Origin of the sequence: Nocardiopsis ansamitocini (assembly GCF_030268225.1) — a bacterium.
Lineage (GTDB): Bacteria > Actinomycetota > Actinomycetes > Streptosporangiales > Streptosporangiaceae > Nocardiopsis_D > Nocardiopsis_D ansamitocini.
On sequence record NZ_BSQG01000001.1, the window covers coordinates 514126 to 535837 of the forward strand.

At 70.1% G+C, this 21712-nt stretch carries 18 protein-coding genes; 12 read left to right on the forward strand and 6 right to left on the reverse strand.

The features are described from left to right. The first annotated feature begins 78 nt into the window (after positions 1-78). A complete protein-coding gene (locus tag QSJ59_RS02345; protein ID WP_285756983.1) occupies positions 79-1440 on the forward strand; it encodes a glutamine synthetase family protein in 1362 nt (453 codons plus the stop codon). 283 nt (positions 1441-1723) lie between these two features. On the opposite strand, the gene QSJ59_RS02350 is transcribed toward QSJ59_RS02345, so the two are convergent. Together QSJ59_RS02350 and QSJ59_RS02355 are read right to left on the reverse strand one after the other, a co-directional pair. Further along, on the reverse strand, positions 1724-4609 hold the full coding sequence (locus tag QSJ59_RS02350; RefSeq protein ID WP_285756984.1) for a helix-turn-helix transcriptional regulator: 2886 nt from the start codon (positions 4607-4609) through the stop codon (positions 1724-1726). A gap of 14 nt (positions 4610-4623) precedes the next feature. After that, positions 4624-4803 carry a hypothetical protein gene (locus QSJ59_RS02355; protein ID WP_285756985.1) on the reverse strand — a complete coding sequence of 60 codons (180 nt, stop codon included), beginning with the start codon at positions 4801-4803 and terminating at the stop codon, positions 4624-4626. Positions 4804-5196: 393 nt separating this feature from the next. Here QSJ59_RS02355 and panB point away from each other — a divergent pair, with 393 nt between their 5' ends. Continuing rightward, positions 5197-6036: a 3-methyl-2-oxobutanoate hydroxymethyltransferase gene (gene panB, locus QSJ59_RS02360; RefSeq protein WP_285756986.1), complete on the forward strand. Its 840-nt coding sequence runs from the start codon at positions 5197-5199 to the stop codon at positions 6034-6036. Between the two features lie 138 nt (positions 6037-6174). Beyond that, the gene (locus QSJ59_RS02365; protein ID WP_285756987.1) at positions 6175-7212 is read left to right on the forward strand and encodes an LLM class F420-dependent oxidoreductase; all 1038 of its coding nucleotides are present in this window, start codon (positions 6175-6177) and stop codon (positions 7210-7212) included. A gap of 78 nt (positions 7213-7290) precedes the next feature. Here QSJ59_RS02365 and npdG read toward each other — a convergent pair whose 3' ends face one another. Together npdG and QSJ59_RS02375 are read right to left on the reverse strand one after the other, a co-directional pair. Continuing rightward, positions 7291-7977 carry an NADPH-dependent F420 reductase gene (npdG, locus tag QSJ59_RS02370; protein WP_285756988.1) on the reverse strand — a complete coding sequence of 229 codons (687 nt, stop codon included), beginning with the start codon at positions 7975-7977 and terminating at the stop codon, positions 7291-7293. 102 nt (positions 7978-8079) lie between these two features. Next, the gene (locus QSJ59_RS02375) at positions 8080-8286 is read right to left on the reverse strand and encodes a hypothetical protein (RefSeq protein WP_285756989.1); all 207 of its coding nucleotides are present in this window, start codon (positions 8284-8286) and stop codon (positions 8080-8082) included. A gap of 147 nt (positions 8287-8433) precedes the next feature. Between QSJ59_RS02375 and map the strand changes: the two genes are divergently transcribed. The 6 genes from map to QSJ59_RS02405 all read left to right on the forward strand — a co-directional run bounded on the left by map (position 8434) and on the right by QSJ59_RS02405 (position 15173). Further along, positions 8434-9285 carry a type I methionyl aminopeptidase gene (map, locus tag QSJ59_RS02380; RefSeq protein WP_285756990.1) on the forward strand — a complete coding sequence of 284 codons (852 nt, stop codon included), beginning with the start codon at positions 8434-8436 and terminating at the stop codon, positions 9283-9285. Between the two features lie 53 nt (positions 9286-9338). Continuing rightward, positions 9339-10172, forward strand: a complete 834-nt coding sequence (locus QSJ59_RS02385; RefSeq protein WP_285756991.1) for a M55 family metallopeptidase — start codon at positions 9339-9341, stop codon at positions 10170-10172. Between the two features lie 45 nt (positions 10173-10217). Next, a complete protein-coding gene (locus QSJ59_RS02390) occupies positions 10218-11573 on the forward strand; it encodes a M20/M25/M40 family metallo-hydrolase (RefSeq protein ID WP_285756992.1) in 1356 nt (451 codons plus the stop codon). Positions 11574-11687: 114 nt separating this feature from the next. Further along, positions 11688-13724 carry a prolyl oligopeptidase family serine peptidase gene (locus QSJ59_RS02395; protein WP_285756993.1) on the forward strand — a complete coding sequence of 679 codons (2037 nt, stop codon included), beginning with the start codon at positions 11688-11690 and terminating at the stop codon, positions 13722-13724. Next, positions 13721-14659: a S66 peptidase family protein gene (locus QSJ59_RS02400; RefSeq protein WP_432707403.1), complete on the forward strand. Its 939-nt coding sequence runs from the start codon at positions 13721-13723 to the stop codon at positions 14657-14659. Before QSJ59_RS02395 ends, QSJ59_RS02400 begins: the two co-directional genes overlap by 4 nt. Before the next feature lie 247 nt (positions 14660-14906). Continuing rightward, positions 14907-15173, forward strand: a complete 267-nt coding sequence (locus tag QSJ59_RS02405; protein ID WP_285756994.1) for a peptidoglycan-binding domain-containing protein — start codon at positions 14907-14909, stop codon at positions 15171-15173. A 137-nt stretch (positions 15174-15310) separates the two neighbouring features. Here QSJ59_RS02405 and QSJ59_RS02410 read toward each other — a convergent pair whose 3' ends face one another. Together QSJ59_RS02410 and eat are read right to left on the reverse strand one after the other, a co-directional pair. Further along, positions 15311-16084, reverse strand: coding sequence for a FadR/GntR family transcriptional regulator (locus tag QSJ59_RS02410; protein ID WP_432707404.1), 774 nt, complete (start codon positions 16082-16084; stop codon positions 15311-15313). A gap of 101 nt (positions 16085-16185) precedes the next feature. After that, positions 16186-17646, reverse strand: coding sequence for an ethanolamine permease (gene eat / locus QSJ59_RS02415; protein WP_285756995.1), 1461 nt, complete (start codon positions 17644-17646; stop codon positions 16186-16188). A gap of 370 nt (positions 17647-18016) precedes the next feature. Between eat and QSJ59_RS02420 the strand changes: the two genes are divergently transcribed. The 3 genes from QSJ59_RS02420 (at position 18017) to QSJ59_RS02430 (ending at position 21688) form a co-directional block, all read left to right on the forward strand. Continuing rightward, a complete protein-coding gene (locus tag QSJ59_RS02420) occupies positions 18017-19375 on the forward strand; it encodes a glutamine synthetase family protein (RefSeq protein ID WP_285756996.1) in 1359 nt (452 codons plus the stop codon). 26 nt (positions 19376-19401) lie between these two features. Then, positions 19402-20799: an aldehyde dehydrogenase family protein gene (locus tag QSJ59_RS02425; RefSeq protein WP_432707431.1), complete on the forward strand. Its 1398-nt coding sequence runs from the start codon at positions 19402-19404 to the stop codon at positions 20797-20799. A gap of 124 nt (positions 20800-20923) precedes the next feature. Further along, positions 20924-21688 carry a 3-oxoacyl-ACP reductase gene (locus QSJ59_RS02430; RefSeq protein ID WP_285756997.1) on the forward strand — a complete coding sequence of 255 codons (765 nt, stop codon included), beginning with the start codon at positions 20924-20926 and terminating at the stop codon, positions 21686-21688. The last annotated feature ends 24 nt before the right edge of the window (positions 21689-21712 follow it).

The window sequence follows — 21712 nt, forward strand, 5'->3', positions numbered from 1 at the left end:
CCCCACCAGGCACACTTGTACTGAGGTGTCTGGTAGGAACGCTTCAGGCGTCCTTGGACCGTATGAGGAAGGTGGACCGTGAACCGACAGCAGGAATTCGTGCTCCGGACTTTGGAGGAGCGCGATATCCGCTTCGTGCGCCTGTGGTTCACCGACGTGCTCGGCTACCTCAAATCGGTGGCCGTGGCGCCGGCTGAGTTGGAGGCGGCTTTCGCCGAGGGCATCGGGTTCGACGGCTCTGCGATCGAGGGCTTCGCCCGGGTGCACGAGGCCGACATGCTCGCCCAACCCGACCCCACGACGTTCCAGGTGCTGCCCTGGCGCAACGAGCCGCACGGAACCGCCCGGATGTACTGCGACATCCTCATGCCCGACGGGACACCCAGTTACGCCGACCCCCGGCACGTGCTCAAGCGGCAGCTGAGCAAGGCCTCGGACCTCGGGTTCACGTTCTACACGCACCCCGAGATCGAGTTCTACCTGCTGAAGAAGAAGCCCGAGTACGGCGAGTTCCCCGAGCCCAACGACGACGGCGGGTACTTCGACCACACCCCGCACAACAGCGCGCACGACTTCCGGCGCAACGCCATCATGATGCTGGAGGACATGGGCATCTCGGTGGAGTTCAGCCACCACGAGGGCGGCCCCGGCCAGCAGGAGATCGACCTGCGCTACGCCGACGCTCTGACCACCGCCGACAACGTCATGACGTTCCGGCTGGTCATGAAGGAGGTGGCGCTGGAGCAGGGCATCTACGCCACGTTCATGCCCAAGCCGTTCACGGAGTTCCCGGGCTCGGGCATGCACACCCACCTGTCGCTGTTCGAGGGCGATCGCAACGCCTTCTACGAGCCGGGCGCGGACTACCAGCTGTCCAAGGTCGGTCGGGGCTTCATCGCGGGCCTGTTGGCCCACGCATCGGAGATCACCGCGGTGTGCAACCAGTACGTGAACTCCTACAAGCGGCTGTGGGACAACGCGGCGGCCTCGGCGGGCATGGGCGGCGAAGCGCCGGCCTATGTGTGCTGGGGGCACAACAACCGCTCGGCCCTGGTGCGGGTTCCGATGTACAAGCCCACCAAGAGCAACTCCAGCCGGATCGAGTTCCGCTCGCTGGACTCGGCCTGCAACCCCTACCTGGCCTACGCGCTGATCCTGGCGGCGGGCCTGAAGGGGATCGAGGAGGGCTACGAACTGCCCCCCGGCGCCGACGACGACGTGTGGGCGCTCACCGACTCCGAGCGCCGAGCGCTGGGCATCACGCCCCTGCCGCAGAGCCTGGACGAGGCGATCCGGGTCATGGAGGGCAGCGAACTGGTCGCCGAGACCCTGGGCGAGCACGTCTTCGACTTCTTCCTGCGCAACAAGAAGGCTGAGTGGGAGTCCTACCGTCGCCAGGTCACGCCCTACGAGCTGCAGCGCTACCTGCCGACCCTGTAAGCCGCACCGTGCGCGAAGCGGTCCCGAGCGGCCTCACCGGTACTCGAATCCGGTGGGGCCGCGGTACGCGGCCGGGCGGCACTGCGGATCGTGGAGCGCACGCGCCTGGAGTTCGCACGGCCCATGACCGGGTTCGACCGATCGTGAACTCGGCCGGTTTCCAGAACCACTTCCCTCCCGGCGTGCGCCACGGGCGACGGTCCCCGCCTGCACTGCGCCCGTCGGGGGCAGGGTCGACCCCACCGAACACGAGGAGTACTGACGGGGGCCGACCGCACCGCGCTCACCCCATACCCAACTCACGGGCACGCACGGCCGCGGCGTTGCGGTTGGTGACCTCCAGCTTGGCGAAGAGGTTGGACACGTGCACACTGACCGTCTTGGGGGAGATGGACAGCGTCCGTGCGATCTCGCGGTTGGTGCGTCCTTTGGTGAGGCCGGCAAGAACCTGGGCTTCCCGCGGGGTGAGACCGGAGATCGCCGCCGGTGTGCCTCCTGCGGCCTCTGTCGCGAGTCGCCGGAGGCGCGCCGATCCCGTCTTGGCGGCGATTCGCCGGACTTCGGCCAGCCGCCGTGCGGCTTCGGCACGGTCCCCGACAGCCGCGGCGACCCGTGCCCCCTCGGCCAGCGCGGCGGCCGTTTCCAGTGGCCGTCCCGCGCTGTGCCATGACCAGGCGGCCGTGTCCCACTGCTCCAGTTGCGCATGGTGGTCCGCGCACAGCAGCGCCTCTACCTCCGCCGCATAGGCTGCCTCGGTGTCGTCGGTGAGCATGAGGTCCTCGACGAGCGCGCGCACCCCCAGGCGCAACTGTTCGCGATCCCCGGGTGAGATCCCGTGCTCGGCCGGCGCGCCCGCCGCCCGATGCCAGAGTTCGGCTCCGATGCGGGCCAGCCAACCGAAGAGGTAGACCGGTAGGTCGCGCTCCTGCCGGTCGCGAAGCAGCCGCTCCAGCCTGCGCCGGCAGGGCCCGAGGTCGCCGTGGATCAGGTCCAGCCGCAGCACGACCAGTTGCCATCGGACGAACTCTCGAAAGCGCAGCGGTTCCGTCGCCCCGGCATCGATCTCGGCCAGGCACTCCCGGGCGAGGTCGAGGTCGTCCTGCCAGATGGCGATCTCCGCCCCCAGCACGAGCCCTCTGAAGCGCAGTGCCCTTGCGGTCAAGCGCGGCAGGGTTTCCTCGGCGTAGCGGGCCGCAGCGTCCAACCGTCCCATGTGCAGGTTGATGAGCGCCAGGCTCCACTCCTGGAACGGACGCAGGCCGTCGCGGTCCCCGTGCCGCTCCTTGCCCCCGAGAAGCCGCAGGCCCTCGGTGAAACGCCCCTGAGTCGTGTACAGGACCCCTATGTTGTTGAGCGCCCGATCCTTCAACCGGGAGGAGCCGATGGCAAGGGCGATCTCCCGCCCCTGGTTCAGCAGCACCATCCCCTGTTCGGGGTCGTCGCCGAGGTCGCCGCGCACGCTTCCCATCGTGATGAGTGCGCTCGCCTCACTGGCCCGGTCACCCACCTCCCTGGCCAGCCGCAGCGTCTCCTGGGCGACGTTCCACGCCTCCTCGCCCGCTCCGCGCAGCATGAGTTCGGCTGCCAGGCTCGACATCAGCTTGGCCCGGTCGTCATGCCCGGCGGGCAGGACGCGAAGTGCGTCGCGCAGGTCGGCCAGGGACTGTTCGTGGGCCGTGTCCTTGTACGCTTCCCCGCGCACGTGCAGTAGATGGGCGACGCGCACGGCGTCGGTCCCGGCCGTGGGGCCGGCCGGGACCGATGCGGCCAGTTCGTCCAGGGCCGCAGTGGCATAGCGCACGGCACGCTCGGCCTCGTCGGCGACGATGGCGGTGCGCGCTGCGCGGTGGAGCGTTTCGACGTGGTCGTGCCCGACCCGCGCGGCGGCGTCGGGAACCAGTTCCCACAGCTCCAGCACCCGCTCCAGCATGTGCAGTCGTTCGGGGTGGGCCAGCGCGCCGCCCGCCTCCTCGGCCGCGCGCCATGCCGCCCCCAGGGCGCGGGGCAGGTCGTGCGCGGCGTAGGCGTGGTGGGCGAGCCTGGTGACCAGGCGCGTCACCGGCAGGGCGGACACCGCGTCGGGGTCGTCGATCAGCTCGGACAGTGCCATCACGTAGCGGCGGTGCAACCTCACCCGTTCGCCGGGCAGGAGGTCCTCGTGGACGGCCTCGCCGAGCAGGGTGTGGCGGAAGGCGTAGCCCTCGCCGTCGGTGCGCAGGACGTTGGTATCGATAGCGGCACGCAACGCGGCCTCCAACACCTCCTCGGGCATGTCTGCGACGGTTGCGAGCAGTCGGTGGTCGACGCGGTCGCCTCCCAGTGCCGCGAGTTTGACCACGAAGCGAGCGGTTTCGTCAAGGCCGCGCAGCACACCCAGGAAGAGCTCACGGGGGCCGTCGGGCACGCGCGGATCCCCCACGTCGGGCAGTTCGAGGAGGGACTCGACGAACAGCGGGTTGCCGCCGCTGCGGGCGTAGAGGAGGTCGAGGACGCGGGGGGCGAGGTCGGCGCCCCTGATTCCGGCGGCTTGGCGGGCGACCTCCGCGCGCGACAGTGGGGACAGTTCAACCCTGGTCACCGCTGGCAGGCGCTCCAGTTCGGGTAGCAGACGGCGCAGTGGGTGAAGGCGGTGCAGGTCGTCGGTCCGGTAGCTGATCAGGAGCTGGACCGGTGCACGGTACAGGTTGCGGAGGAGGAAGACGAGGAGGTCGCGGGTGGAGCGGTCGGCCCAGTGCAGGTCCTCGACGACGAGGGTGAGCCCGTCGCTGCCGGCCCGGGATTCCAGCAGAGCCAGGACCTCCTCGAACAGCTGCCCCCGGCCCTCGTCGGAGTCGGTGGGGCGAAGGCCGAGCTCGGGCAGTAGTCGGGGCAGTTCGCGGGAGTGGTCCGAGGGGGCGGGGGCCTCACGCACCAGCCGGCGCAGCGCGGTGACGAACGGGGCGAATGGCAGGCCGTCCACGCCCAACTCCAGGCAACCGCCGGTGACCACTCGACCCATCGGCGCCTGGGCCGCGTACTCGCGCAGCAGCCGGGACTTGCCGACCCCGGCGTCCCCGGCCACGAGGACAGCGGTCGCTGCCTCGCGGCGGGCGCGATCCGCGTCCTCCAGCAACAGACGGATCTCGGCCCTCCGACCGACGAACAGGGGACTCCGGTCACGCTGGTCCATGGAACCCAAGGATGTCAGCCGGCGGTCGCCCGAGAGGGCTGCGACGCCGACCGGTCCCGGCCGTTTCTCGTCGGCCGGTCGCTCCTGCGGGGCAGCGACGGGAGCGACCGGGCCAGTCGCTCGTTGCGTGCCCGGGAACGGGTCGTCTCCTGGTACTGGCGGGCCAGTTCTGCCGCATGGTCGACGTGGTTCATGGTGATCGCTCCCGATGACTGGGTTTCCGAGTGTTTTCACCCGTTCGACTCCGAGCCTGTGGCTAAGGCCACAGGCGGCGCCATCGGAAGATCGCCCTAGATCCACCCGCCCCGGACGGGGTGTGCCTTAGCCGATGTGACCGGCCCGGCCTCCCCCACCGGACGACGGCAACGGCGGGGTTGGGGGCCGCTCGGAAAGCCTCCGGCTGAACGGTCCGATCTCACTTCCAGGCCGGATGGAACAAGACGCCGAATTGGTTGTAAAAACGAGGAAAGACCGTTCAACCGACCGTGCGATGATGAGCCTTGCCGGCGTCATCCGCGCCGGAAATCGTGACCGACACGTCCGGGGACGCCCGTTCAGCGGCGCTTCGAGACAACGAAGGAAACGCTATGAGCAACACACCCTCCACGACCGCTCTCTACGGCGGCGTCACCAACCGCCGCGTGACCGTGCGCGACCTCGCCCTGGCCAAGCAGCGCGGGGAACGCTGGCCGATGCTCACCGCCTACGACGCCCTGACGTCGCGGGTCTTCGACGAGGCGGGCATTCCGGTGCTCCTGGTCGGGGACTCCGCCGCGATGGTGGTCTTCGGCTATGACTCCACTCTCCCCGTCACCATCGACGACATGGTGCCCCTGACCGCCGCGGTGTCGCGCTCCACCAAGCGCGCGCTGGTCGTGGCCGACCTCACCTTCGGCTCCTACCAGGGCTCGGCGGAGCAGGCACTGGCCGCGGCCTCGCGCCTGATGAAGGACGGCGGCGCCCAGGCGGTGAAGCTGGAGGGCGGCCGCCGGATCGCACCCCAGGTGGAAACCCTGGTGAGCGCGGGTATCCCGGTGATGGGCCACATCGGCCTGACCCCGCAGTCGGTGAACGTGCTGGGCGGGTACCGGGTCCAGGGGCGCGGCGAGGCGGGTGCGGACCTGCTGGCCGACGCCAAGGAACTGGAACGTGCGGGTGCCTTCGCGGTGGTGCTGGAATGCGTTCCCGCCGACCTCGCAGCCGAGGTCACGGCGCAGCTCACCATCCCCACCATCGGTATCGGCGCGGGCGTGCACACTGACGCCCAGGTTCTGGTGTGGCAGGACATGGCCGGGCTCACCCCGCACGTGGCCAAGTTCGTCAAGACCTACGCCGACCTCGGCGCCAGCCTGACCGCGGCTGCACGTTCCTACGCAGAGGAAGTGGTCGCGGGGACCTTCCCCGAGGAGCGGCACTCCTACAGCTGAGTACCGCCGCGGTGACACGACCGCCCGGGGGCCACGGCTCCCGGGCGGTCTGGTTTATGCTGCCCACAACTTAAAACCGAATGCTACTCGGTAGTAGTGTTGGGTCCGTTCTGGCGAGCGAGACAGCGGAGGCTTCCCATGCACCTCTCCATGCCCATGGGCTACTCGGGCGACATCAAGCAATCGGTGGACCAGGTGGTCGAGCTTGAGAAGGCCGGGCTGGACACCGTGTGGGTGGCCGAGGCGTACGGGTACGACAGCCCGACCCTCATGGGCTACCTCGCGGCGCGTACCGAGCGTGTCACCATCGGGGCGGCGATCATCCCGCTCTACACCAGGACCCCCAGCCTGATCGCACAGACCGCCGCCGGTCTGGACTACCTCTCCGACGGTCGGGCCATCATCGGCCTGGGCGCCAGTGGTCCACAGGTGATCGAGGGCTGGCACGGTGTCCCCTACACCAAGCCTCTCGCCCGAACCCGGGAGATCATCGAGATCTGCCGCTCGGTGTGGGCCCGGGAGACACCCCTGACCCACGAAGGCAAGGTCTACACCCTGCCGCTGCCGGCCGAGCAGGGCACCGGCCTGGGCAAACCACTCAAGATCATCAATCACCCGGTACGTCCGTCCATCCCGTTGTACGTGGCCGCGCTGGGCGAGAAGAACGTGGAACTGACCGCGGAGGTCGCCGACGGGTGGCTTCCGCACCTGTTCATCCCGGAGAAGGCCGCAAGCGTGTGGGGGGCCTCCCTGGCCGCCGGGCGGGCGAAGCGGGATCCGGGACTGGGCGAACTCCAGATCGCGGCGGGCGGCATGATCGCGATCGGCGAAGGCCCCGAGACCAAGAAACTGCTGGACTTCGCCCGGCCGACGATCGCGCTGTACGTGGGCGGCATGGGCGCCAAGGGCAAGAACTTCTACAACTCGCTGGCCCAGCGTTACGGCTACGAGGAGGCAGCGGCCACCATCCAGGACCTGTACCTGGCCGGCAAGAAGGACGAGGCCGCCGCCGCGGTGCCGGACGAGATGGTGGAGCTGATCAACCTGGTGGGCCCGGAGTCCTACGTCCGCGAGCGCATCGAGGCGTTCCGCGAGGCAGGGGTGACCCACCTGAACCTGATCCCGGCCACCGACGACCCGGTGGCGCTGGTCGAGAAGGTCCGGAGCTGGCTGTAGCCGCTTCTGCCTCCCCCGTTCGGTGGGTGGGCCACCGCAGGTTCGCGCCCCGCCCACCGGACCGGTACCGCCACTGCGTCACACGTGGGTGATCCGGATTCCCGCGTGCGTCTTGTAGCGGCGGTTGACGGAGATGAGGTTCGCGGTGAGCGCCTCGACCTGATGGGCGTTGCGCAGCCGGCCGCCGAAGATGCCGCGCACCCCGGGAATGCGTGCGGCAAGCGCGCGCACGGTGTCGGCGGCCGCGCGGTCGTCCCCCAGGACCAGGACGTCCAGGTCGACCTCGGCGACCTCCGGGTCGAGCAGGACCACGGCCGAGACGTGGTGGAAGGCCGCGACCACGCGGCTGTCGGGGAGGACGGCGGCAGCCTGTTGCGCCGCGCTGCCCTCCTCGACCGGCAGCGCATAGGCGCCTTGCTTGTCGAAGCCCAGCGGATTGACGCAGTCCACCACGATCTTGCCGGCCAGGACCTCCCTGAGGGAGGCGAGCAGGTCGCGGTGACCGTCCCAGGGCACGGCCGCGATCACGACGTCGGCCGCCGCGGCGGCGTCGGCGTTGGCCAGTCCGCGCACCGGCAGGTCGGCGCCGAGCCCGTCGGCCGCGTCCTGGGCACGCTGTGCACTGCGCGAGCCGAGAATGACGTCGTGCCCGGCGAGAGCGAACCGACGCGCCAGGCCGCGGCCCTGGTCACCGGTCCCACCGAGGATCGCGATGGAGAGTCCGCTGACATCGGGCGCGTCGTGGGGAGAGGTCTGAGCTGTCATGGCACCGATCATGGCACCCGAGCGGCCTCGGGTCACGGACCGCCCCCACCACAACCGAATCCGACTCGGGTTACGTCCTCGGCCGGCGCCGAGGAGCCGTCCTCAATCGCGGTTCCACTCCTCGTCGGCCTCGTCCCAGTTCTTGTTGCGCTCGGCCGCGGTACTCAGTGCGGCCTGCGCCGCGGCCTTGTCGGGGTAGGGCCCCAGGCGGTCCTTGCCCGGGCTTCCCGACCCGTACTCGACCTGATTGGTCTTCAGGGAGTACCACCACTGGCTGCCATCCCCCGCACTGGTGCCGTGCTCGGCCACGAACGCCTCCTGATATCCGTCTGCGTACTGCGTCCGCCCCGGACGTCGTCCGCCCCGGGCTCTTGAGGTCCCTACCCCGCTCGCGCCCGATCCACCGGCGATCGCGGCGCGCGTTGGACCCGGGAGCCTTAACTACAATTGCTGTCCATGACTACCCCGCTGGTTCCCGGGCGAATCTCGCCCCAACGCACGGTTCCGCCGTCGATCCCCCGCCCCGAGTACGTGGGCAAGAAGCACCCCGTCGAGGGCGTGCTGGGCGACGTCCAGACCGCGGAGACCATCGAGGCCATGCGCGTGGCCGGACGCATCGCGGCCCAGGCGCTGGAAGAGGTCGGGCGCAACGTCCGTCCCGGTGTCACCACCGACGAACTCGACCGCATCGGGCACGAGTTCCTGTGCGACCACGGCGCCTACCCCAGCACCCTCGGCTACAAGGGCTACCCCAAGTCGCTGTGCTCCTCGCTCAACGAGGTCATCTGTCACGGGATCCCCGACGACACGGTCGTCTCCGACGGCGACATCGTCAACATCGACATCACCGCCTACATTCACGGCGTGCACGGCGACACCAACGCCACTTTCCCGGCCGGTGACGTCGACGAGGAGTCCCGCCTGCTGGTCGAGCGCACCCGCGAGGCGACCGCCCGCGCGATCAAGGCGTGCCGTCCGGGCCGACAGGTCAACGTGATCGGCCGGGTCATCGAGTCCTACGCCAAACGGTTCGGCTACGGGGTGATCCGCGACTTCACCGGCCACGGCGTCGGGCCGGAGTTCCACTCCGGCCTGGCGGTGCCGCACTACGACGACCCGCGCGCCGACACCGTGCTCGTCCCCGGCATGACCTTCACCATCGAGCCCATGATCACCTTGGGCACCATCGACTACGACATCTGGCCCGACGGCTGGACCGCGGTCACCCTGGACCGCAAACGCACCGCACAGTTCGAGCACACCCTCGTGATCACCGACGACGGCGTGGAAATCCTCACGTTGCCCTAGACGCGGCCCCGGGTCCACCGTCGCCGCCGGGGGTGGCGTTAGGCTCGGGCCTCGTGAAGATCCTCATCTCCGCCGACATGGAAGGCGCGACCGGAGTCACCTGGCCCGCCGACGTGGAGCCCGGCACCGAGCAGTGGCAGCGCTGCCGCGCCATGTTCACCTCCGACGTGAACGGCGCCATCGCGGGGTTCTTCGACGGCGGCGCCACCGAGGTCCTGGTCAACGAGGCGCACGCGACCATGCGCAACCTGCTGCTGGAGCGTCTGGACGAGCGTGCCGCCATGCTGACCGGACGGCACAAGGACCTCACCATGGTGGAGGGCGTGCAGCACGGCGACGTCGACGGGGTGGTGTTCCTCGGCTACCACTGCGGTGCGGGCACCGAAGGCGTCCTGGCCCACACCTATCTGCCCAACTCCATCACGGGGGTCTGGCTGGACGGCGAACCCGCGAGCGAGGGCCGGCTCAACGCGCGGGTGGCCGCGGAGTACGGCACCCCGGTGGTCCTGGTCACCGGGGACGACCGTGCCTGCGCCGACGCCCTCGGTTACGCGCCCGGTGCCCGAACGGTCGCGGTGAAGGACTACGTCTCCCGCTATGCGGCGGTGTGTCGCCCCCCGGCCCGTACCTTCGCCGACATCTCCCGGGAGGCCGCGGCAGCGGCGCTCCTGGCCAAACGGCACCCACCCGCGGCACCGGCGCCCATGACGGTGGAGGTCGAGGTGGACGCCGCCCAACTGGCCGGCGCCGCAGCGATGGTGCCGGGAGTGGAACAGGTCGGCGAACTACGGGTCCGCTACACCTCGTTCGACGCCTACACGATGATCCGGTGCTTCAAGGCGGTGACGACGCTGATCTCGGCGGCCGTGGAGAAGCACTACGGCTAGGCGCGTGGTCCGGCCCGCAGAAAGCAGTGAGTGAGGAGCCCCACGATGCAGGAGTCCGTCGACTGGAACACGGCCGACGACGAGGTCGTCCGCTTCACCTCGGACCTGATTCGGATCGACACCACCAACCGGGGAGGCGGCGACTGCGTGGAACGTCCGGCGGCCGAGTACGCCGCCGGTCTCCTGGCCGAGGCGGGCCTGGAACCCCTGTTGCTGGAATCCGCGCCGGGCCGGACCAACGTGGTGGTCCGGATTCCCGGCAGCGATCCGGGGGCCGACGCCCTGTTGGCGCACGGCCATCTCGACGTGGTACCGGCCGACCCGGCGCACTGGCAGTTCCACCCGTTCTCCGGGGAGGTCAGCGACGGCACGGTCTGGGGCCGGGGCGCGCTGGACATGAAGAACACCGTGGCCACACTGGTGGCCCTGGTCAGGGAGTGGGCGCGCAGCGGTCGGCGTCCGCGCCGCGACCTCGTACTGGCCCTGACCGCCGACGAGGAGGACAGCGCCGCGTACGGCTCGGACTGGCTGGTTCGCGAGCACGCCCAGCTGTTCGAGGGATGCACGGAGGCCATCGGGGAATCCGGCGCCTACACCTTCCACGCCACCGACTCGGCCGGTGAACCGGTTCGGCTGTACCCGGTGGCTGCCGGAGAGCGCGGCAGCGCCTGGCTTCGGTTGAGCGCACACGGCACTGCCGGGCACGGCTCCAAGGTCAACCGGGACAACGCGGTGGGCGCGGTGGCTGCCGCGGTGGCCCGCATCGACGCCCATGAATGGCCGGTGCACCTGACCCCGGTGACCAGGGCGGCGATCACCGGTATCGGCGCGGCCCTGGGCGTGCACACCGGTCTGGACGCCCCCGGTTTCGATCCCGCTCGCGACCTGGACGCCGTGGTGGCACGGTTGGGGCCGGCCGGACGACTGGTGGCCTCCAGCGTGCGCAACAGCGCCAACCCCACCATGCTGTCGGCCGGCTACAAGGTGAACGTGATTCCGGAGTCGGCCTCGGCCGGGGTGGACGGGCGCATGCTTCCGGGCGCCGAAGAGGAGTTCGTCACCGCGTTGGACGCCCTGACCGGCCCCCGGGTGGACTGGGAGTTCGCCCATCGTTCAACGGCACTGCTGTCACCGGTGGACGCCCCGGTGTTCACCCAGATGGAAAAGGCCCTCCTGGAGTACGATCCGCAGGCGCACGTGGTGCCGTTCTGCATGTCCGGCGGCACCGACGCGAAGCAGTTCGCCACCCTGGGAATCAGGGGCTACGGGTTCACCCCGTTGCTGCTTCCTCCGTCCCTGGACTACAACGCCCTTTTCCACGGGATCGACGAGCGGGTTCCCGTGTCGGCGCTGCACTTCGGGCTCCGCGTCCTCGACCGGTTCCTCACCGAACCGGCCTGATCGCGCCCTCGTCCGGTTGAACCGGTGTTCCTGTGCGATTCCCGGCGGTCGGTCGACACGATCGGGCACTCTGAACAGTGTTGGCGCCGATTTTCACAGAGAGGGAGAGCCCCCGTGCACCAGAGCCCCATTGCTCACGGCTCGTGGCCGTCCCCGATCGACGCCGCGCTGGTGGCGCGGCACGACGGGGCGCCCGGCTGGCCCGCGGTCCTGGGCGAGGAGGTGTGGTGGACCACGCCGTTGCCGCAGGAGGGCGGCCGGGTCTCACTGTGCCGAACCCGGCTGGACAGTGTTCTGGATTCCCCTGAGACGGTGCTCCCCGCACCATGGAACGTGCGCAGCCGGGTGCACGAGTACGGTGGCCGTCCCTATCTGCTGCTCCCGGGGCACGACGGACCGACCCTGGTGTTCAGCGAGTACGGCGACCAGAGGCTGTACCGCTACGAACCGGGCCGGGCGCGGCACCCGCACGACCCGTCTCCGGGGCCGGTGGCGCTGCCGACCCCGTTGACGCCGGAGCCCCGGCTGCCCTCTGGCACGCGTTACGTGGAACCGATCGCGGGGCCGGGCGGCGAGGAGGTGTGGTGTGTCCGCGAGACACACACCGGATCCGCACCCACCGACGTGGTACGCGACCTCGTCGCGGTTCCCCTGGACGGCTCGGCCGCCGAGGCCCCCGACGCCGTCCGGGTCCTGGTGCGCGACACCCACTTCCTGTGCTGCCCACGGGTGTCCCCCGGCGGAGGACGCCTGTCCTGGATCGGCTGGGAGCACCCGGCGATGCCCTGGGACTCAACGCTGTTGCGTGTGGCCGACCTGGACGCGGGGTCAGTGGTGGGTGAGCCGCGCACGGTGGCTGGCGGCCCCGACGAGGCGGTCGTCCAGGCCGAATGGAGCGATCCCGACACGCTGTACTACGTGTCGGACCCCCAGGGCTGGTGGCATCCGCACCGGATCGACTTCACCGCGGGAGGGCGGCCCGTCTCGGCGGGGGCGTCGCTCGTGGCGGATTCCCCCGAGGAGTTCGGCGGTGCGCTGTGGCTGTTGGGATCGTCCTGGCTGGCCCCCATGGAAGACGGCCGCCTGGCGGTGGTGCACGGGCGTGCCGCAACATCCCTGGGCCTGCTCGACCCCGGTACCGGCGCACTCGCCGACGTCGACACCCCGCACACCGAGTGGTTCTCGCGATTGGCGGTGGCCGGGGACTTCGTGGTCGGGGTGGCGGCGTCCCCGACACTGCCCGCAGAGGTGGTGCGGGTGGGGCCGAAGGGGTACCAGTCGCTGAGCCGACCGAGCGCTCCCGTCGAGAGCGTCCACGCCGATTACCTGCCCCGGCCCGAGGCACGGGTCTTTCCCGGGGTGGGCGGACGCGAGGTCCACGCCAACGTCTACCCTCCGTACAATCCTCGCGCCCGGGGGCCGGAAGGCGACCTTCCACCGTTCGTGGTCTTCGTGCACGGGGGCCCCACCAGTCGCAGGCCCATGGTGCACGACCTTGAGGTCGCCTACTTCACCAGTCGGGGCATCGGCGTGGCCGAGGTCAATTACGGCGGTTCCACCGGGCACGGACGTGCCTACCGCAACCGACTGCGCGAGGAGTGGGGTGTGGTGGACGTACAGGACTGCGTCTCGGTGGCCGAGGCCCTGGCCGCGGAGGGTGCGGCCGACCCCGAGCGGCTCGGGATCCGCGGCGGCAGCGCGGGGGGCTGGACGAGCGCGGCAGCGCTGGTGTCCTCCACCGTGTTCGCGTGCGCCACCATCAAATACCCGATCCTGGACCTCACCGGGTGGCGGACGGGCGAGACCCACGACTTCGAGTCGCAGTACCTGGAGACCCTTGTGGGCGGTTGGCCGCAGGAGCGGCAGCGCTACTCGGAGCGTTCACCAGTGAACCGGGCCGAAACGGTCGGCGTGCCGTTCCTGCTCATGCAGGGCCTGGAGGACGCGATCTGCCCACCGGTGCAGTGCGAGCGCTTCCTGGAACGCATCGCCGGCCGCGGCGTCCCGCACGCCTACCTGGCCTTCGAGGGCGAACAGCACGGTTTCCGGCGGGACTCCACCATCATCGCCGCGCTGCACGCGGAGCTGTCGCTGTACGCCCAGGTGTTCGGGTTCCAGAGCGACGCACCCGACGTGGAGCTGAACGCGTGAGGACCGTCCCCCAACTGCGCAGGCCGCCCCGCTTGCGTCCGGGTATGCGGGTGTCGGTGGTGGCGCCGTGCAGTCCGATGCCGCGCGAACGACTGGAGCGCGCGTGTTCGATCGTCGAGGCCTGGGGTTTGGAGCCGGTCCTGGGAGAGCACGTGCTGGACCGGCACCCGCGGCTGCCCTACCTGGCCGGGCTGGACTCCGACCGCGCCGCCGACCTTCAGGCGGCGTGGCTGGATCCCACGACGTCGGCGGTGCTGTGCGCGCGTGGGGGCAACGGTGCGCACCGGGTGGTGGACCTGCTGGACTACTCGGCGATGCGGACGGTGGCACCCAAGGTGTTCGTGGGCTACAGCGACGTGACCGCGCTGCACGAGGCGTTGGCGATGGAGCTGGGCGTGTCCACCTTGCACGGACCGGTGATCGCAACTCGGGAGTTCCTGGAGGAGGAGGCGACTGCGGAGGGGTTGCGCGCGACCCTGCTCGACCCGGATTCCCTGGTGAAGCTCACCTCTCCCGGAGCCGAGACACTGGTACCGGGTACCGCGCGGGGGGTGACGTTCGGGGGGAACCTGAGCCTGCTCAGCGACGGGTTGGCCACTCCGCACAGCCGGCTCTCGGGGACGGGCGGCATCCTGCTGCTGGAAGACGTCAGCGAGGACGTCTCCCGGATCGACCGGATGTTGGGCCAGCTGCTGCGCACCGGCTGGCTGTCGGGGGTCGCCGGTATCGCACTGGGCTCGTGGCGGGACTGCACGCCCGGCCCCGACGTGGTGCGTGCGCTGCTGGTCGAACGGTTGGCTCCGTTGGGCGTCCCCGTGGTGGGGGACCTGGGGTTCGGGCACTGCCCCGTCCAACTGACCGTGCCGCTGGGCGCCATGGCCACCCTCGATGCCGACGCAGCGACGCTGACCCTGGACGCCCCCGCGCTGGCCTGACTCCTTGCGCGGCCCGACGTCGGTCGGTCGTCCCGAGGACATCTCCTACTTTCGGCCTAACCCGATTCCAACCTCATGGACGAGGACTTCTCACCCGATTCCACGCATACTCGAAGGAGAGGCCCAGACACACCAGAGTGGGGGAAGCACGATGGCCACGGCACAGTTGAGTGGAAATGCCGGCGTCTGGGGGCTCCACGGAGCCACACGCTTCGAACACCGGCGGGCGCCGACCCGGCTGCGAACCTTGTGGTCCGTCACGAGCGGTGTCCTGGGCGCGCTGTTCGCGGCCGAGCTGGTGCTGCCCGAAGCCGACCCCGATGAGGTCCGCTCCCTGCTCGTCGAGCTGGGCCGCCTGGACGCCTCGGCCCTGCCCGCCGAGCGGACGGTCGCACTGGAGGCGTTCCAGGCGGACAAGGGGCTGCCGGTGAACGGAGTCGCCGACGGCCGCACCGTCTCCGGGCTCATGCGGTCCGTCTCCGAAGTCCGGGAACTGCGCGAACTCGGTTTGTGAGCCGCCGCCAAGGATCAGGCGGCCGTTGCCCACTGGTCCCCGACGTTTCTGCTCGGGGAACCTCAGCCGTGACGCCGGCTCCGGACGGGCGCGACAGCAGGAGGACGCCCCGGACGACCGGTCGTTGAGATGGCGGCCTAGTCCAGGAAAGCGCGCAGCAGTGCGCTGGTGCCGTCGAGGTGTTCGGTGACCGCGGCCCGAGCGGCCTCGGGGTCGCGGGCCTGGATGGCGGCGACGATCGCGGCGTGCTGGGCGCGGCTGTGCTCCAGGTTCTTGGCCAGCATCGGCATGGCGTTGAGCAGGTCGTTGACGCGCATGCGGGCGTCGGCCAGAGCAGAGGTCAGCGTCACCGAACCCGCGAGCTCGGGGAGGGTGAGGTGGAAGGCGGTGTCGCGGCGGCGGTAGTCCTCGATGGTCGCGTCCTCTGCCTCGGACATCCGCGCGATTAGGGTCTGCTCCTGCTCCGCGCTGAGCCCTCGGGCCGCCAGGAGAACTGCGCTGCCCACTTCCAGGGCGAGGCGGAAGGTGAACAGGTCGTCGAGGCCGGAGTCCATCTGGCGCAGGAGCCGCTGGGCCTCGGCCCGGCTCGGGCGGGGCGGCACGTAGGTCACGAAGGTGCCACCGAAACGGCCGCGCCGGGACTCCACGTAGCCGGCCTCTTGGAGAGCGCGGATCGCTTCGCGCAGCGTGATGCGGCTGACCCCCAGCCGGGCGGACAGCTCGCGCTCAGCGGGGAAGCGTTCGCCGCGCGGCACCACGCCCAGCTTGATCGCCGAGAGCATGCGCTCGACGGTCTCCTCGAAGGCGTTGCCCGCGCGTACCGGGCGAAAAACCGCCTCGGCCGTCGGCTCGCCGGGCCCGGCCCCGTGCTCGGACCGCGACTCGCCCACACCGACCTCGCACTCGCTCACGCAGCGCGTCCCCGACGGCTACTTTCTGCTGTTGACGACTACCACCATAGGACGGGAGCCGGCGGCGAAGGACCGGGCCCGCGCCGCCGGCGCGGCGGGGCCTACTTCAGCTCGGACTCGGCCTTCTCCAGCAGCGCGAACTCCTCCTCGGGTGCGTTGGCCACCAGTCGGTGACGCGAGTAGAACCAGAAGTAGGCGAGGAAGACCACGAAGATCGCCGCGGTGATCCCCGCACCGACCATGTCCACGAAGAAGGTGGCCGCCACCGCGCACAGCGCGAGCACGAAGGCGATTCCGGTGGTCACCGTTCCGCCGGGCGTGCGGTAGGGGCGCTCCAGGTCGGGTTCGCGGCGGCGCAGCACGATGTGCGACAGCGTCATCAGGACGTAGGACACCGTCGCGCCGAACACCGCGATGTTGATCAGTTGGTCGCCGTTGCCCACGGCGGTGGCCAGCAGGAAGCCGATCGTTCCGGGGACGATGAGCGCCAGGTAGGGGGTCTTGCGCTTGCCGGTGACCGACAGCCAGCGGGGCAGGTAACCGGCCCGGCTGAGCGCGAAGAGCTGGCGCGAGTAGGCGAAGATGATGGAGAAGAAGCTCGCGACGAGGCCGGCCAGTCCCACGTAGTTGACGAAGTCGGCCAGCAGGGTGTTGCCGCCGTATGCCTGGCGCAGCGCCTCGGGCAGCGGGTTGGTCGACTCCGACATCAGTGCCGCGCCCGCGCCGCCCGGGGCGAGCACGAGCATGCAGGCACCGGTGATGATCAGCACCGTCATTCCACCGATGATGCCGCGCGGCATGTCGCGCTTGGGGTCGCGCGCCTCCTCCGCTGCCAGGGGGACCCCTTCGATGGCCAGGAAGAACCAGATGCCGAACACGAACGCGCCGAGGACGCCCGCGTAGCCGAAGGGCAGGAACTCGCTGGCTCCCAGGGCGTCGGTGGGCGCGATGTCGAAGAGGTTGGCGGGGTCGAACTTGGGGACCATGCCGATGATGAAGGCGACGAGGGCGACCATCGCCACTCCGGTGATGACGAACATCAGCCGCAGCGCCTCCCCCACGCCCCACAGGTGGATGCCCACGAAGATCAGGTAGCAGGCGAGGTAGACGACCCACGCGGGGGTCCCGCCCAGCAGGCCCAGGGCCTCGACGTAACCACCGATGAAGACGGCGATGGCCGCCGGTGCGATGGCGTACTCGATGAGGATCGCGGTCCCGGTGGCAAACCCCCCGAGCGGCCCCAGCGCGCGGCGGGCGAACCCGTATCCCGCACCCGCGGTGGGGAGTGCGGAGGCGAGTTCGGCCAGGCCGAACACCATGAACAGGTACATCATGCCCATGAGGACGAAGGCGATGAGCAGGCCGCCCCACCCGCCCTCGGCAAGACCGAAGTTCCATCCGGCGAAATCGCCGGAGATGACGTAGGCGACCCCGAGCCCGGCGAGGAGGACCCAGCCGGCCGCGCCCTTCTTCAGCTGCCGTTTTTGCAGGTAGTCCGCGCTGGCGGTGGAGTAGTCCGCGCCCTGGATGTGGACGTGTCTCGTACTGTCGTCGTCTGCCACTTGTCTGTCCGCCTCACTCGTGCGTCGTGGTGGCCCCGACCGCCCCGCCCCCGCCCTTCGGCCCCACCCCCGAAAGGTATTAGGTCGGTCCATTGCCGATAGCCGATGATGATGCGGCGGTCGCGCGAAGCGTGTCAAGCATGCGACCGATTTCCCCACCCTCACACGATCGGGATCTGATCGGGTTTCGGCCTGGTTAAGACCGGTTGCCGACCGATCCGTCATTGACATCGGGCGCCGCGGGCTGCTTCTATTCGCTCAATGGTCTGGTCCTGAACCTTAAAGAACCGCGGTGGCGGCCGCGCAGGAGCCGCGAACGCCGGGAGCGTGCACCGTGTGGGACGCCGAGGCGTGGAGAAGGAGCCCGAAGGTGCGAACGAACGACGGCGGCCTGCCCCTGGACGAACTGCGCGAGGACGTGCGGTCCGGCGCGGTCGACACGGTCCTGGTGGCCTTCACCGACATGCAGGGCCGCCTGCAGGGCAAGCGCCTGTCCGGCCGGTTCTTCCTGGAGGAGGTGCTGGAAAACGGCACCGAGGGCTGCAACTACCTGCTCGCGGTGGACGTGGAGATGAACACCGTCGACGGCTACGCCATGTCGTCCTGGGAGACCGGTTACGGCGACTTCGCGATGGTGCCGGACATGGACACCCTGCGCCGCACACCGTGGCAGGACGGCCAGGTCATGGTGACTGCCGACCTCGCCTGGCACGACGGGTCGGCGGTCGTGGCCTCGCCGCGCCAGATCCTCAAACGCCAGACCGAACGGCTGGCCGAGCGCGGCTGGCACGCCGAGGTGGGCACCGAACTGGAGTTCGTGGTCTACCGCGACTCCTACGAGGACGCGTGGAACAGGGGATACCGCGATCTCACCCCCGCCAACCAGTACAACGTCGACTACTCCGTCCTGGGCGGCGCCCGGGTGGAGCCGCTGCTGCGCCGCATCCGCAACGAGATGACCGGCGCCGGGCTCTACGTGGAGTCGGCCAAGGGCGAGTGCAATCTCGGCCAGCACGAGATCGCCTTCCGCTACGACGAGGCCGTGCGCACCTGCGACAACCACACCGTGTACAAGAACGGCTCCAAAGAGATCGCCGTGCAGGAGGGGATGTCGCTGACCTTCATGGCCAAGCCCAACGCCCGCGAAGGCAACTCCTGCCACGTGCACATCTCGCTGCGCGACGCCGAGGGGCGCCCGGTGATGGCCGAGGGGCAGGGAATGTCCGCCATCGGCGAGCAGTTCCTCGCCGGGCAGGTGGCGGCGCTACGCGAACTGACCCTGTTGCTCGCACCCAACATCAACTCCTACAAGCGGTTCGTTCCGGGCAGCTTCGCGCCCACGGCGGTCGCCTGGGGGGTGGACAACCGCACCTGCGCGCTGCGCCTGGTGGGCCACGGTCACTCCCTGCGGGTGGAGAACCGGGTCCCCGGCGGTGACGTCAACCCCTACCTGGCGGTGGCCGCACTCATCGCAGCGGGCCTCGACGGCATCGACCGCGGTCTGGAACTGGGCGAGGCCTGCGCCGGGAACGCCTACACGTCCGGTGCGCAGACGGTCCCCACGACCATGCGCGAGGCGCTGGAGCTGTGGGAGGGCAGCGCACTGGCCCGCGCGGCCTTCGGCGAGGAGATGGTGGAGCACTACGCCAACCACGCCCGCGTGGAGCTGGCGGCCTTCGAGTCCGCGGTCACCGACTGGGAGATGTACCGGGGCTTCGAACGGCTCTAGAGCCTTCACGGTTGTCCAACGATCAGATGTCCACCGCACACGGCGAGGGGGAAGCGATGACGGGGTCGTCGTACAAGGTGATCAATCCGGCGGACGGGGAGGTGATCGCCCGCGTCGAGCTGGCCTCGGTCGAGGCGACCGACGCGGCGGTCGCCCGCGCGAGCGCCGCGTTCGAGGGCTGGCGCGCCACTCCCCCGGGCGAACGGGCCCGGCTGCTGCGCGCGGTGGCGGCACGCATCGATGCCCACCGCGAGGAGCTGGCCGCCATCGAGGTCCGCAACGCCGGGCACCCGATCGGCCAGGCCCGCTGGGAGGCGGGCAACGCGCGCGACGTCTTCGAATACTTCGCGGCCGCCCCCGAACGCGAGACCGGCCGACAGATCCCGGTCCCGGGCGGTTGGAGCGTGACCTTCGCCGAGCCGCTGGGCGTGGTCGGGGTGATCGTGCCGTGGAACTTCCCCATGCCGATTCTGGCCTGGGGCGCCGCACCCGCGCTGGCCGCCGGCAACACCGTCGTCGTCAAGCCGGCCGAGCTGACCCCGCTGACCGCGATCCGGATCGGTGAACTGGCCCTTGAAGCGGGGTTGCCCGAAGGCGTGCTCCAGGTCCTGCCCGGCGCGGGACCGGTCGCCGGGGAACGGCTGGTACGCCACCCCGGCGTCGCCAAGATCGCGTTCACCGGTTCCACCGCCGTGGGCAAGCGCATCATGGCTGCCTGCGCCGACGACCTCAAACGGGTGACCCTGGAGCTGGGCGGCAAGAGCGCCAACATCGTCTTCGCCGACGCCGACCTGGCCAAGGCAGCGGCGGCCGCACCCTCCAGCGTGTTCGACAACGCGGGCCAGGACTGTTGTGCGCGGTCGCGGCTGTTGGTGCAGCGCTCGGTGTTCGACGAGTTCATGGAACTGCTGGAACCGGCGGTCAAGGGCGTGGTCGTGGGCGACCCGTGGGACGAGGCCACCGAGATGGGTCCGCTGATCTCGGCGGCCCAGCGCGACCGGGTCGCCGGCTACGTGCCCGAGGGCGCCCCGGTGGCGTTTCGCGGAACGGCTCCCAGCGGACCGGGGTTCTGGTATCCGCCCACGGTCCTGGCTCCGGTGGACCCGGCCTCCCCGGCGTTCACCGAGGAGATCTTCGGGCCGGTGCTGTCGGTACTGCCCTTCGAGGATGAGGCCGACGCCGTGCGCATCGCCAACGACACCGTGTTCGGACTGGCCGGCTCGGTCTGGACCCGCGACGTGGGTCGGGCGTTGCGCGTCTCGCGCGCGGTGAACGTCGGAAACCTGTCGGTGAACTCCCATTCCGCCGTGCGGTACTGGACGCCGTTCGGCGGCGCCAAGCAGTCGGGGATCGGCCGGGAGCTGGGACCCGACGCGCTGGCGGCTTTCACCGACACCAAGACGGTTTTCCTCTCCGACGAGTAGATCCGTCCGTCCCCCGTTACACCCATCGGCCGTCCCGCTCCCGGCCGCGGTGCGTCCCGGAGGCGTTCCGCGCGACCGGGCCGCGGGCGGCACCAGGCAGGACCTAGGTAGAAAGAGCAGGGAGATGCAGCGGTTCGAAGGACGCGTCGCCGTCATCACCGGCGCGGGCAGCGGCATCGGCCGAGCGACCGCGCTGCGGTTGGCCGCGGAGGGCGCCACCATCGTGGCGGTCGACCTGGACACCTCCGCGGGCGAGCGGATCGCCGAGGAGACCGGCGGGTCGTTCATCGCCGCCGACGTCACCGACGAGGCGGCCGTGGAAGCGGTCTACGCCCGGACGGTCGAGGCGTACGGCAGCGTGGACGTGGCGTTCAACAACGCCGGGATCTCCCCGCCCGAGGACGACTCGATCCTGACCACCGGGATCGACGCCTGGCGCCGGGTCCAGGAGGTCAACCTGACCTCGGTCTACCTGTGCTGCAAGTACGCGCTGCCGCACATGCGCGAGCAGGGCCGGGGGGCGATCGTCAACACGGCGTCCTTCGTGGCGACGATGGGCGCGGCGACGTCGCAGATCTCCTACACCGCCAGCAAGGGCGGCGTACTGGCGTTGAGCCGGGAGCTGGGGGTGCAGTTCGCCCGGGAGGGGATTCGGGTCAACGCCCTGTCCCCGGGACCGGTCAACACGCCGCTGCTCAAGGAACTGTTCGCCGCCGACCCCGAGCGGGCGGCGCGCCGGCTGGTGCACGTGCCGTTCGGACGGTTCGCTGAACCCGAGGAGATCGCGGCGGCGGTGGCCTTTCTGGCCAGCGACGACGCATCCTTCATCACCGCGTCCAACTTCCTGGTGGACGGCGGCATCTCGGGCTCCTACGTGACCCCGCTGTAGTCCGTTTCCCGTCCGCGATCACCC

What these genes read in the sequence shown, in the direction of transcription:
- QSJ59_RS02350 (WP_285756984.1), bottom strand. Translation starts at nt 4,609, where the DNA reads ATGGACCAGCGTGACCGGAGTCCCCTGTTCGTCGGTCGGAGGGCCGAG.
- QSJ59_RS02355 (WP_285756985.1), bottom strand. Translation starts at nt 4,803, where the DNA reads ATGAACCACGTCGACCATGCGGCAGAACTGGCCCGCCAGTACCAGGAG.
- panB (WP_285756986.1), top strand. Translation starts at nt 5,197, where the DNA reads ATGAGCAACACACCCTCCACGACCGCTCTCTACGGCGGCGTCACCAAC.
- QSJ59_RS02365 (WP_285756987.1), top strand. Translation starts at nt 6,175, where the DNA reads ATGCACCTCTCCATGCCCATGGGCTACTCGGGCGACATCAAGCAATCG.
- npdG (WP_285756988.1), bottom strand. Translation starts at nt 7,977, where the DNA reads ATGACAGCTCAGACCTCTCCCCACGACGCGCCCGATGTCAGCGGACTC.
- map (WP_285756990.1), top strand. Translation starts at nt 8,434, where the DNA reads ATGACTACCCCGCTGGTTCCCGGGCGAATCTCGCCCCAACGCACGGTT.
- QSJ59_RS02390 (WP_285756992.1), top strand. Translation starts at nt 10,218, where the DNA reads ATGCAGGAGTCCGTCGACTGGAACACGGCCGACGACGAGGTCGTCCGC.
- QSJ59_RS02425 (WP_432707431.1), top strand. Translation starts at nt 19,402, where the DNA reads ATGTCCACCGCACACGGCGAGGGGGAAGCGATGACGGGGTCGTCGTAC.
- QSJ59_RS02430 (WP_285756997.1), top strand. Translation starts at nt 20,924, where the DNA reads ATGCAGCGGTTCGAAGGACGCGTCGCCGTCATCACCGGCGCGGGCAGC.